The 10,791-nt window shown below is 72.2% G+C and carries 10 protein-coding genes and 1 tRNA gene; 8 read left to right on the top strand and 3 right to left on the bottom strand.

Features of this window, described 5'->3' with window-relative positions; translation table 11 throughout:
- Positions 1-60 precede the first annotated feature (60 nt).
- Complete coding sequence (locus tag ACJ6WD_RS16740; RefSeq protein ID WP_233657611.1) at positions 61-1,479, top strand: amidase; 1,419 nt, start codon at positions 61-63, stop codon at positions 1,477-1,479.
- A 136-nt stretch (positions 1,480-1,615) separates the two neighbouring features.
- Here ACJ6WD_RS16740 and ACJ6WD_RS16745 read toward each other — a convergent pair whose 3' ends face one another.
- On the bottom strand, positions 1,616-2,116 hold the full coding sequence (locus ACJ6WD_RS16745) for a DUF3830 family protein (protein ID WP_376443302.1): 501 nt from the start codon (positions 2,114-2,116) through the stop codon (positions 1,616-1,618).
- A 263-nt stretch (positions 2,117-2,379) separates the two neighbouring features.
- Between ACJ6WD_RS16745 and ehuB the strand changes: the two genes are divergently transcribed.
- The 6 genes from ehuB (at position 2,380) to ACJ6WD_RS16775 (ending at position 6,907) form a co-directional block, all read left to right on the top strand.
- Positions 2,380-3,204 (top strand): ectoine/hydroxyectoine ABC transporter substrate-binding protein EhuB, encoded by an 825-nt coding sequence (ehuB, locus tag ACJ6WD_RS16750; protein WP_233657609.1) that lies wholly within the window; start codon positions 2,380-2,382, stop codon positions 3,202-3,204.
- Positions 3,201-3,941 carry an ectoine/hydroxyectoine ABC transporter permease subunit EhuC gene (ehuC, locus tag ACJ6WD_RS16755; RefSeq protein WP_020963671.1) on the top strand — a complete coding sequence of 247 codons (741 nt, stop codon included), beginning with the start codon at positions 3,201-3,203 and terminating at the stop codon, positions 3,939-3,941. The genes ehuB and ehuC overlap by 4 nt, the downstream gene beginning before the upstream one ends.
- Positions 3,938-4,588 (top strand): ectoine/hydroxyectoine ABC transporter permease subunit EhuD, encoded by a 651-nt coding sequence (gene ehuD, locus ACJ6WD_RS16760; RefSeq protein ID WP_233657608.1) that lies wholly within the window; start codon positions 3,938-3,940, stop codon positions 4,586-4,588. Before ehuC ends, ehuD begins: the two co-directional genes overlap by 4 nt.
- Entirely contained in the window at positions 4,578-5,405 is an 828-nt protein-coding gene (gene ehuA / locus ACJ6WD_RS16765) for an ectoine/hydroxyectoine ABC transporter ATP-binding protein EhuA (RefSeq protein ID WP_407616048.1), read from the top strand. Before ehuD ends, ehuA begins: the two co-directional genes overlap by 11 nt.
- Positions 5,406-5,979: 574 nt before the next feature.
- A complete protein-coding gene (locus ACJ6WD_RS16770) occupies positions 5,980-6,738 on the top strand; it encodes an IclR family transcriptional regulator (RefSeq protein ID WP_233657607.1) in 759 nt (252 codons plus the stop codon).
- Positions 6,739-6,833: 95 nt separating this feature from the next.
- A tRNA-Lys gene (locus ACJ6WD_RS16775) sits at positions 6,834-6,907 on the top strand.
- Positions 6,908-7,018: 111 nt separating this feature from the next.
- Here the strand turns inward: ACJ6WD_RS16775 and ACJ6WD_RS16780 are convergent.
- Positions 7,019-8,854, bottom strand: a complete 1,836-nt coding sequence (locus ACJ6WD_RS16780; RefSeq protein WP_331247110.1) for an AMP-binding protein — start codon at positions 8,852-8,854, stop codon at positions 7,019-7,021.
- Positions 8,855-9,144: 290 nt separating this feature from the next.
- The gene (locus tag ACJ6WD_RS16785) at positions 9,145-9,738 is read right to left on the bottom strand and encodes a lytic polysaccharide monooxygenase (protein ID WP_233657605.1); all 594 of its coding nucleotides are present in this window, start codon (positions 9,736-9,738) and stop codon (positions 9,145-9,147) included.
- A gap of 326 nt (positions 9,739-10,064) precedes the next feature.
- On the opposite strand from ACJ6WD_RS16785, the gene ACJ6WD_RS16790 reads away from it, so the two are divergent.
- On the top strand, positions 10,065-10,592 hold the full coding sequence (locus ACJ6WD_RS16790; protein WP_407616049.1) for a DinB family protein: 528 nt from the start codon (positions 10,065-10,067) through the stop codon (positions 10,590-10,592).
- The last annotated feature ends 199 nt before the right edge of the window (positions 10,593-10,791 follow it).

Genomic DNA, 10,791 nt, shown 5'->3' on the forward strand with positions numbered 1-10,791 from the left:
CCGCGGCGGTCCGCGCCCCGCCCGCCGTCCCGCTCGGGGCGGCCGACGCTCGGAGGACGCATGACCAACGGACCCACCCGCCTGGCCGACCTGTCCGCCACCCGACTGACGGCCGGCTACGCCGCCGGCGAGTTCTCCCCCGTCGAGGCGACCCGGGAGGTGCTGGCGCGCGCCGAGGCCGCCCAGGCCGCCGTCAACGCCTTCACCCGGATCGACGCGGAGTCGGCGCTGGCGCAGGCGGCGGAGTCGACGGAGCGCTGGCGGCGCGGGGAGCCGGCGGGGCCGGTGGACGGGGTGCCGGTCACCGTCAAGGACCTGCTGCTGACCCGGGGCGCGCCGACGCTGCGCGGGTCGCGGACGGTTCGCGCGAAGGGCGCGACGTGGGACGAGGACGCGCCGGCGGTGGCCCGGCTGCGGGAGTCCGGGGCGGTGTTCGTCGGCAAGACCACGACGCCGGAGTTCGGCTGGAAGGGCGTCACGGACAGTCCGCGGCACGGGGTGACGGGCAATCCGTACGACCCGGGGCGCACCTCCGGCGGTTCCAGCGGGGGCAGTGCGGCGGCGGTGGCGTCGGGGGCCGGGCCGCTGAGCCTGGGGACGGACGGCGGCGGGTCGGTGCGCATCCCGGCGTCGTTCTGCGGAATCTTCGGGCTGAAGGCGACCTACGGGCGGGTGCCGCTGTATCCGGCGAGCCCGTTCGGGACGCTGGCGCACGTGGGGCCGATGGCCCGGGACGCGGCGGACGCGGCCCTGATGATGGACGTGATCTGCGGTCCGGACTGGCGGGACTGGTCGCAGCTGGCCCCCGAGTCGGGGTCGTTCCGGCAGGCGCTGGCCACGAAGGTGACGGGGCTGCGGGTGGCGTACAGCCCGACGCTGGGGTGGGACGTGCCGGTGGCGCCGGAGGTCGCGACGGCGGTCCGCCGGGCGGTGGACACGCTGGCCGGGCTCGGCGCGGACGTCGAGGAGATCGATCCGGGCGTGGCGGATCCCGTGGAGGCGTTCCACACGCTGTGGTTCAGCGGCGCGGCCCGGGTGGTGCAGCCGCTGGGGGCGGCCGACCTGGAACTGCTGGACCCGGGGCTGAAGGAGGTCTGCGCGCAGGGCGCCCGCTACAGCGCGCTGGACTACCTGGCGGCGGTGGACGTCCGGATGGCGCTGGGGCGGGCGATGGGGCGTTTCCACAGCGTCTACGACCTGTTGGTGACGCCGACCGAACCGCTCACCGCCTTCGCGGCCGGCGTGGAAGTGCCGCCTGGTTCCGGCCACGCCCGGTGGACGGGCTGGACGCCGTTCACCTATCCGTTCAACCTCACCCAGCAGCCCGCCGCGACCGTGCCCTGCGGGCTGGACGGCGACGGGCTGCCGATCGGGGTGCAGCTGGTGGGTGCCCGGCACGCGGACGCGCTGGTGCTGCGCGCCGCGCACGCCCTCTACGAGGCGGGGACGGCGGACATCCCGGCGCCGCCGGTCCCCTAGGGCGATCGGCGCCGCCCGGTCCCTAGGGTGCGGGCGAACACTTCCCGTAGGGGGCGCCGAGGCCCCCTGCGGGGCCACAACGCGGCGGGGGCGGAGGGCATTCCGGCGCCCCGGGCGGGTGGCGGGGTGGCGGGGGTCAGGCCCGGCGGAAGCTGAGGGTCTCCCCCAGGGCGCCGGCCCGCCACAGGTCCTGGCAGGCGTCGGCCATCCGGTCCAGGCCGTCGACGACCGAGCCCCAGACGATGCCCGGCACCCAGCCCGCGTCACCGTTGATCAGCAGGTTGTTGCGCTCGTAGAAGAGCGCGAGGTCGACGACGGTGGCGCGGCCGCGGTGCTTGGCCGCGCTCTCGTAGCCGTAGGAGGCGGTGCCCAACTGGGTGTCGCTGAAGGTGAAGTAGCACAGGTCGCCGGGGATCGGGGTGATCGTCGGGTTCTCCAGCGGCGGCTCCTCGGGCGCGAACGGCGGGACCAGCGCGTAGATCTCGTTGCGGGCGTACTTGGCGTGGTAGACGTCGCCGCCGAGCGGGAGGGCGTCCCAGACGGCTGCGCACGTGAGCGGGGCGCGATCGTCGAGCAACTTGGCCGTGCAGCTGACGCCGCGCTTGTCCAGGGAGACTTCGATGAAGCGATCGGTCATATCCCGAGCGTAGGGGGCATTACCGGCGTACGGAACATCTCCCGTGCCGATGCGAAGGGCTGGAAACCATCGGCATAGGCGTGAACCGTTCGGGTAGCCGCGCGCCCATGGCTCCACCACAGAGCACGACCTCAGACAATCTGATATCTCGCCCTCCACTAAGACATCACACCCAGGGACACGACATCACCGGACAACGGACCAGTGGCATCCGTCGCCGGTCGCTGCTCGCGGGGGTAGCGGCGCTCGGCGCAGCGGGTGCGATGGGCGCGGCGAGCGGCTGCAGCCGGGTGCCGACCGCGAACGCGACGGGCGGCGGCGAGTTGCTGGACCGGCTGCGCAAGAAGGGCTCGGTCACCCTGGGCCTGGCCGGGGAGCAGCCGTACGGCTACATCGGCACCGACGGCAAGATGACCGGTTCGGCGCCCACCATCGCCCGGGTGATCTTCAAGCGGCTCGGCGTCCCGCGCGTCGAGCCCTTCCCGACCGACTTCGGTTCGCTGATCGTCGGGCTGAACTCCCAACAGTTCGACGTGGTCGCGGCCGGGATGTACATCAACCCCGACCGCTGCGCGCAGGTCATCTTCGCCGATCCCGAGTACCAGATGCTGGACGCCTTCATCGTCCGCAAGGGCAATCCGCTGAAGCTGCTCACCTACAAGGACATCGCCCGGACCGGGGCGCGGATGGCCACCGGCGTCGGCTACGCCGAGATCGACTACGCCAAAGAGGCCGGGGTCACCAAAATCACCACGCTGCCCGACCAGTTGGCGGGTCTGCTGGCGGTCGAGCAGGGGCGGGTGGACGTCTTCGTCGGGACCGCGGTGACGGTGCGCAACGTGGTGAAGCAGTCGCGGACCACCAAGGCGGAGGCGACGCCCGAGGTCACCCCGTACGTGAAGGGCAAGCCGGTGATCGACGTCGGCGGCTTCGCGTTCCGCACCCCGGAGACCAACCTGCGGGACGCCTTCAACCGGGAACTCCACAAGATGAAGCGGTCCGGGGAACTCCTGGACCTCATGCGGCCCTTCGGCTTCACCGCGCAGCAGATGACGAAGATCACCGCCAAGGAGAAGTGCCGGCCATGAGCGACATCACCTGGGGTCTGTGGGAACTCCTCCTCAAAGGCGTCTGGATCACCGTCCAGCTGACCGTCTACAGCGCGGCCCTGGCCGCCGTCGTGGCCTTCGGGATCGGCCTCGCGCGCACCCACCCGCGGTGGATCGTGCGGTTCCTGTCCGGGGCCTACTTCGAGGTCTTCCGCGGAACCTCCGCGCTGATCTTGATGTTCTGGATGTTCTTCGTGCTGCCGATGGGATTCGGCTGGCAGTTGGCTCCGATGTGGGCCGCGGTGCTGACGTTGGGCCTGACCTACGGCGCGTACGGTTCCGAGGTCGTCCGCGGCGCGATCGCCGCGGTGCCGGCGGGCCAGCGCGAGGCCGGCATCGCGCTGAGCTTCTCGCCCGCCCAGCAGTTGCGGAAGGTCGTCCTGCCGCAGGCGTGGCCGGGCATGGTCCCGCCGTTCAACAACCTGCTGATCGAGCTGCTCAAGGGCACCGCGCTGGTGTCGATCCTGGGCGTCGGCGACATCGCGTTCGGCGCCTCCCTGGTGCGCAACGCCACCGCGCAGAGCGCCCCCGTCTACACGATCATCCTGGTGATGTACTTCGTCCTGGCGTTCGCCCTGACCCGCGGGATGCGGGCGGTGGAGCGGCACGCCAAGGCGGGCGTCGGGCAGGCGCCGGCCAAGCGGTCGCGGCTGCGGTCCGCCACCGGCCCGGCGGTCACCGGTACCGCCGCTCGCGCGGAAGGTGAGGCCCGATGACGTTCGACTGGTCCGCGATCGGCGCCTTCCTGCCGATGTTCTGGAAGGGCGTGCTGGTCACCCTGCAGGCCCTGGCCCTGGGTTCCCTGATCGCCTTCGCACTCGGCCTGGTCTGGGCGCTGGCCCAGCGCTCCCCCTTGAAGGCGGTGCGCTGGCCGGTGACCGTGGTCACCGAGTTCGTGCGCAACACCCCCCTGCTGGTGCAGCTGTTCTTCCTCTTCTACGTGATGCCCGAGTGGGGCCTGACGCTCAGCGCCCTGGCCACCGGCGTGATCGGGCTGGGCCTGCACTACTCGACGTACACCGCCGAGGTCTACCGCGCCGGCATCGACGGCGTCCCGGCCGGCCAGTGGGAGGCGGCCGTCGCGCTCAGCCTGTCGCGCCGCCGCACCTGGACCGCGGTGATCCTGCCGCAGGCGATCCGCCGGGTGGTCCCCGCACTTGGCAACTACGTCATCGCGATGCTCAAGGACTCGCCGATGCTCTTCGCCATCGGCGTGCTGGAGATGCTGGGCGAGGCCCGGCAGTTCTCGTCCCAGACCTTCCAGACCATCGAGCCGTACACGCTCGTCGGGGTCGCCTTCATCGCCATCGCCTACCCCGCTTCCCTTCTCCTGCGAGCCCTGGAGCGCCGCCTTGTCCGCTGAGCACAGCACCCCGAACACCCCGCCCGCCGTCGGCGACGGCGCGAACCCCGGGGAGACCGAACTGATCCACTTCGACAAGGTCACCAAGCGGTTCGGGACGCACACCGTCCTCGACGCGCTCGACATGAAGGTCTTCGCCGGCAAGCACGTCACCCTGATCGGCCCGTCCGGCTCCGGCAAGACCACGATCCTGCGGCTGATGATGACGCTGCTGAAGCCCGACGAGGGCACCATCAAGCTGGGCGACCGGTACCTGACCCACGAGGAGAAGGGCGGCAGGCTGGTCCCGGCGAGCGACCGCTACAGCCGGGAGATCCGCAAGAACATCGGCATGGTCTTCCAGCAGTTCAACCTGTTCCCCAACATGAAGGTGCTGCGGAACATCACCGAGGCCCCGGTGCACGTCCTCGGACTGGACAAGGACGCGGCCGAGGAGCGCGCCCGCGAGCTGCTCGAACTCGTCGGCCTCACCGCCCACCTCGACAAGTACCCGACGCAGCTCTCCGGCGGTCAGCAGCAGCGGGTCGCCATCGCCCGGGCCCTGGCCATGCGCCCGCAGGTCCTGCTGCTGGACGAGGTGACCTCGGCCCTCGACCCGGAGTTGGTGGCCGGCGTCCTGGACCTGCTGCGGGACATCGCGCACTCCACGGACATCACCATGCTCTGCGTGACGCACGAGATGAACTTCGCCCGGGACATCTCCGACTGCGTGATGATGTTCGACGCCGGGCGGGTCATCGAGTTCGGCCCGCCGGAGCAGATCTTCACGGAGCCGGAGAACGAACGGACCAGGGAGTTCCTGAGCGCGGTGCTGTAGGCGGCGCGACGGGCGGCGCCCCCGCGGGGGCGCCGCCACGGGGCGTGCGGGAGTGCACCGCGTGGTGCGTGCTCCGGTGCGCCCCCGCCCGCCGTCCCCTTCCCGGGCGGTCAGAGGCCGTTCCCCGGCGCACCGGGAGTTTTGAGACATCCGCGTCCCCTGCGTCGGACGTGACGGATGAGGCGTACACATCCCTGGCGGAAAAGAGCGCACCAGGCGGAACAGTGAGGCGCCCGAGCCTCAGGCGAAAACCCGACGCTCCGTCAACTTTGCACGTCACCACCGGCCGTCAACCCCGGCCGTCAGCGGACCGTGCACGCCGCCCCGGCCCACCGTTGCCGCCGGTCCGCGCCGGATCCCCCGTTCCGTTCATGACGAGGGCATATGCCAGAGTGCAGGGCGCCTGCACAGACGCGTGAACCGACCCGGTTTTCAGTCAAGACCCCCTCCATCCGGGCCCGTTGACCGCTATCGTGATACGAGCCCGTTGTCCGGAAGCGGCCCGCGTACCCCGCGGTCGCGGCCGAAAACGACGGTCACGACGCAAGCGGTACCAACCTGCTAGGGGGACACCGTGGCGCTGAAGCCCGAGCCGACCGCGCCGTTCCATTCGGTGCGGTACGCCCTCCGCGTGCTCGAAACGATCTCCCGGCACGCCGATGGCGTGACGGACGCGCAGATCGCCCGCGAGTCCGGACTGCCGGCAGCCCACCTCACCCAGCTGCTGTCGATGCTGCGCCGGGAAGGCTACGCGCAGCAGCTCGCCGACGGCGCGTACGTCGTCGGCGAGTCGCTGCTCCTGCTCGGCTCAGGCGCCGACCGCAGCCGCGCCCTGTGCGACAAGTTGCAGCGCACGCTGGACCAGCTCCGCGATTCGGTCGGGGCGGCGGTCTACATCAGCCGGTACATCGACGGCGAGGTCAAGATCCTCCACTACGCCGACGGCCCGCTGGCGCCCAAGGTCAACGAGTGGGCCGAGTTCCGCCGCACGGCGCACGCCAGCGCGGTCGGCAAGTGCCTGCTGGCCCAGCTCGACCACGACGGCCGGATGGACCACCTCTCGCGCCACAAGACCGCCCGGCTCACCTCCCGGACGATCACCAACGAGAAGGTGCTGTTCCACAAGCTGGACAGCCAGCCGCCGACCGTCCCCGTCCTGGACCTCCAGGAGTACGCGGTGGGCACGGTCTGCGCCGCGGTGCCGATCACCGCGGGCAAGACGGTCGGCTGCCTGGCCCTGTCCATGCCGCTGGAGCACGCCCACCGGCTGCGGCAGGCCGCCGACACCCTCAACCGCAAGGCCGCGCCGGTCCTGCTGTCGCTGGCGATCTGAGGTCGGCGAGGTCCCGGTGCGGGCCGTGCCGGGGCGGATCGCGCGGGTGGTCATGAGCACCCCTCTCGACCAGGTAGTATTTCTTTTGTCAGCGCGCGCCGCTAGCTCAGTTGGTTAGAGCAGCTGACTCTTAATCAGCGGGTCCGGGGTTCGAGTCCCTGGCGGCGCACGTACGAAGTGGGCGCCCTCGGTTTACCGGGGGCGCCCACTTCTTTTGCGTTCCGGACCGCGACCGGCCGGCGCCGAGCCGGGCCTCGGCGGTCGACTTCAGCGATCGACCTCAGCGGTCGAGGAGGTGCTCCCGGCCGTGCTCGCGGTACTGCGCCAGGAGGGCGGCACGGTCTTCGTCCGTGAAGCGGCGGTACCTCGCCGAGGGGGCCGAGGCAGCGGGAGCGGGACGGTCGGCCGGCCGCTGGTCGGCCGGGGCGATCGGCCGCCACCAGACCGCATCCGGGCAGCGGAAACCGGCCCGCCGGAGGGCGGCCCGGTGCACCTTGTGGGTCGCGGTGACCGGCAACGCGGCGACGGTCCGCACGAAGCGGGGCGCCATCTTCGTGCCGAGGTCGGGCTGGGCGGTGAGGAAGGCGGCGAAGTCGTCCGCGTCGAAGGCCGTGCCGTCGGGGAGCACGAGGGCCGCCATGACCTGGTCGCCGGCTACCGGGTCGGGCACGGCGTAGACGGCGACGCCGAGGGCCGGGGCGTAGCGGGCGAGGATGTTCTCGATCATCGCGGCGGCCAGGTTCTCGCTGTCGACCCGCAGCCGGTCGTGCGCCCGCCCGGCGAAGTGGAAGAACCCGGCCGGGTCGCGGAAGAACAGGTCGCCGGTCCAGTACCAGCCCGCGCCGACGCCGCCCGGCGACCGGCCCCGGGTGCGGGCGGCGGTGGCCTCCGGGTTGCGCCAATAGCCCTCGAAGGCGCTGCGCCCGCGGTTGACCAGCTCCCCTATCGCCTCGTCCCCGTTGAGCAGTCGGCCCGCCGGGTCGAGGCGGGCGCGCGGCAGCTCGTCACCGGTCTCCGGGTCGACGACGGCGAGGTCGTCGCCGGGGGCGGGCCGGCCGAGGGCGCCGGGCGGGGTGTCCGGGGTGCGCTGCAGCGCGGCGCCGCCCTCGGAGGAGCCGTACCCCTCGACGAGGCGGACGCCGAACCGGGCGGTGAAGCGGGCGGCGTCGACGGCGCCCGCCTCGGTCCCGAATCCGGTGCGCAGCGCGTGGTCGCGGTCGTCGGGGGCCGGCGGGGTGGCGAGGAGGTACTGCACGGCCCGGCCGACGTAGGTGAAGTAGGTGGCGCCGTAGTGGCGCACGTCGGGGAGGAAGGCGGAGGCGGAGAAGCGGCGGCGCAGGGCGACGGCCGCGCCGCCGGCGAGCGCCGGGGCCCAGCCGGCGATCACCGCGTTGCCGTGGAACATCGGCATGCACAGGTAATGGACGTCCGACCTGCGCACGTCGAAGTGGTCCACCAGGGACCGGCCGGCGGCGGCCAGCCTGCCCTGGCTGCACAGGGCGGCCTTCGGTGCGCCGGTGGAACCGGAGGTGAAGTAGAGGAGCATGCGGGTGGTGGGGTCCGGGGTCCGGCGCGGGCCGGACCCCGTGCGGAGCGCGGAACCGGTGACGTCGTCCGGTCGGGCGCCCTCATAGGGGGCGAGCAGCTGCTGGTAGGCGGGGTCGTCGACGATCAGGACGCGTTCGGGCGGCAGGGGCAGGTCGAGGCCGGCGAGCAGCGGGAGGTGCGCCCGCTCGGTGATCAGCAGCGCGCAGTCGGTGTGGGTGATGTCGCGGGCCAGTTCCGGACCGCGGCGGGTGGGATTGATGCCGGCGACGGCGGCCCCGGCGAGCGCCGCCGCGCCGAGCCACAGCGGGAACTCGGGGACGTTGTCGAGCAGCACCGCGACGTGCGGCTCCGCGCCGGGCGGCAGCAGGTCGCCGAGCAACGCCGCCCGGGCGGCGGCCGCTCCGGCGACCTGGTGGTGGGTGAGCACCGTCCGCTGGTGCTTCAGGGCGGTGCGGTGGTCCCCCCACTGCGCCTGGACGAGCTCGGCGACGGTGCGGGGAGCGGGCGAGGTGCGCGCGTGGGCGTCGCGGGCGCGCGGGCTGTCGCTGCGGGAGCTGTCGGCCACCATGGCGGCGGAGCCTAGCTGACATAGCGTCAGATTTGGAGGGGTGGGGGATGCCGTGCGGCGACCCGTCATCCCCTGGGTCCACTCGCACCCCGACGGGAGACCAACCCGTGGTGTGACGCCGCCAACTCCGCTCTTCCGTAGCGTTCTTGCACAGAGAGGCAGTGGCGGTCGCCGCATGAGGGCCGCAGGCGGATACCGGGGTGGCGAGGGCCTCCCCGGAGGAGGACGGGGAGGCCCGATGAAGACACCACATCTGCCGCCGGTCACAGGGCGCCGGGGCGGTACCGAGGTCAGGACAGGTCGACGTCCGAGCAGGCGTAGAACGCGTTGCCCGTGTCAGCGATGTTCCATACGCCCAGGATGATGTGGCGCCCGGACTTGAGGGTGGGGACGGTGCCCTGGTGCTGCACCGTCGACCCCGGCTGCGCGCCGCCCATCGGCACCGTCATGAACGGCTCGGGTTCGAGGTCGGCGCGGGTGAGGGGCTTGCTGGGGTCGTAGCCGTCCTTGGTGATGAAGTACTCGAAGTCGGACGTGGCGTGCCGGGCGGTCAGCCGCCAGGTGAAGGTGTAGCCCTGCCCCGCGGAGAGCTTGGTCCCGGGCCACTTGCCGCCGCGCGGGTCGTCCAGCTCGCCGAAGCCGTCGTGCCCGCCGGAACAGATCTTGCCGTCGGCCGGCCCGGCGGCCGGGAAGCCCTTGGGCCCCTCGACGCTCTGGGGTTCGTACTGGATGGCGCCGCAGTCCTTGACGGTGCCGTTGGCGCAGAGCGCCTGACGACTGGGGGGTGCGTCGCTGTAGCCGTGACTGGAGGCGCTGCCCGTCGCGAGGACGGAGGCCCCGACGATACCGAGGCCGATCACGGCGGCACTGAGCTTCTTGCGCATGCTTCGCTCCTGAAGAACGTGGGGGGCGAGGGGAGTTCCGCGAGTCGAGTGCAGTGCGGTGCTGTGTGGTCCAGACCAACTGGCAGACTAGTGAGGGGAATTGAACATGTCTAGACCATGAAGCGATCATGTCCGTTCACCGTCCGCTCTCCCACCGCGGGTGCGGCAGAGGCATCGGGTGCGGCAGGTACATCGGGGACAGCCGTAACGACGGCCAGGGCGCTCCTCGGCTCCTGCCGGTCGCCCCTTCGGGCGTGCGGGGTTCTCGGGCACGGCGCCCGCGCTATCCCCGGCGCGTGTCAGTGGTCCGTGCGAGGGTGACGGACATGGATACGACACCCGATGGCCGCACCGTCCCGCCCCCGCACGCCGGAGAGCGCGAAACCCTCGTGAGCTGGCTGGACTTCCACCGCGCCACGCTGGAACTGAAGTGCGCGGGCCTCGATGACCGCCAGCTGCGGCTGGCCCCGGTGGCACCGTCCTCGATGACGCTCCTGGGCCTGGTCCAGCACCTGACCGAGGTCGAACGGAACTGGTTCCGGCGGGTGTTCGCCGGTCAGGACGTACCGCCGGTGTACGCGGAGGGTTCGGGCGACGGCTTCGCGCTCGCGCCGGACCGCGGGGCCGACGAGGTCCTGGAGCGCTGGCGCGCGGAGGTCGCGCGGGGCAGGGAGCTGATCGCCGGCTCGGCACTGGAGGAGTCCGGCACGCTCTCGGAGGCGGAGGCCGGATACGTCGGCGATCGGGGCGTCTCGTTGCGCTGGATCCTGGTCCACATGATCGAGGAGTACGCGCGCCACAACGGTCACGCGGACCTCATCCGGGAGTGCATCGACGGCACGACGGGCGCCTGAGTCGCCCCGGGACACGCCTGAGCCGGTCCGGCGCTGCGGGGCCTGTCGACGCTGCACAGGGCCTGTCGATGCCGCGGGGCCGGTGGGCGCCGCGGGGCCGGTGGGCGCCGCGGGGCCGGTTCGCGCCGCGGGGCCGGTTCGCGCCGCGGGGCCGGTTCGCGCCGCGGGGCCGGTTCGCGCCGCGGGGCCGGTTCGCGCC

Origin of the sequence: Streptomyces sp. VTCC 41912 (assembly GCF_045799175.1) — a bacterium.
In the GTDB taxonomy this organism is placed as follows: Bacteria; Actinomycetota; Actinomycetes; order Streptomycetales; family Streptomycetaceae; genus Streptomyces; species Streptomyces albulus_C.

Coding starts and splice junctions, on each gene's coding strand:
- ACJ6WD_RS16740 (WP_233657611.1), top strand. CDS start 61: ATGACCAACGGACCCACCCGCCTGGCCGACCTGTCCGCCACCCGACTG.
- ACJ6WD_RS16745 (WP_376443302.1), bottom strand. CDS start 2,116: ATGACCGATCGCTTCATCGAAGTCTCCCTGGACAAGCGCGGCGTCAGC.
- ehuB (WP_233657609.1), top strand. CDS start 2,380: ATGGGCGCGGCGAGCGGCTGCAGCCGGGTGCCGACCGCGAACGCGACG.
- ehuC (WP_020963671.1), top strand. CDS start 3,201: ATGAGCGACATCACCTGGGGTCTGTGGGAACTCCTCCTCAAAGGCGTC.
- ehuD (WP_233657608.1), top strand. CDS start 3,938: ATGACGTTCGACTGGTCCGCGATCGGCGCCTTCCTGCCGATGTTCTGG.
- ACJ6WD_RS16780 (WP_331247110.1), bottom strand. CDS start 8,854: ATGGTGGCCGACAGCTCCCGCAGCGACAGCCCGCGCGCCCGCGACGCC.
- ACJ6WD_RS16785 (WP_233657605.1), bottom strand. CDS start 9,738: ATGCGCAAGAAGCTCAGTGCCGCCGTGATCGGCCTCGGTATCGTCGGG.
- ACJ6WD_RS16790 (WP_407616049.1), top strand. CDS start 10,065: ATGGATACGACACCCGATGGCCGCACCGTCCCGCCCCCGCACGCCGGA.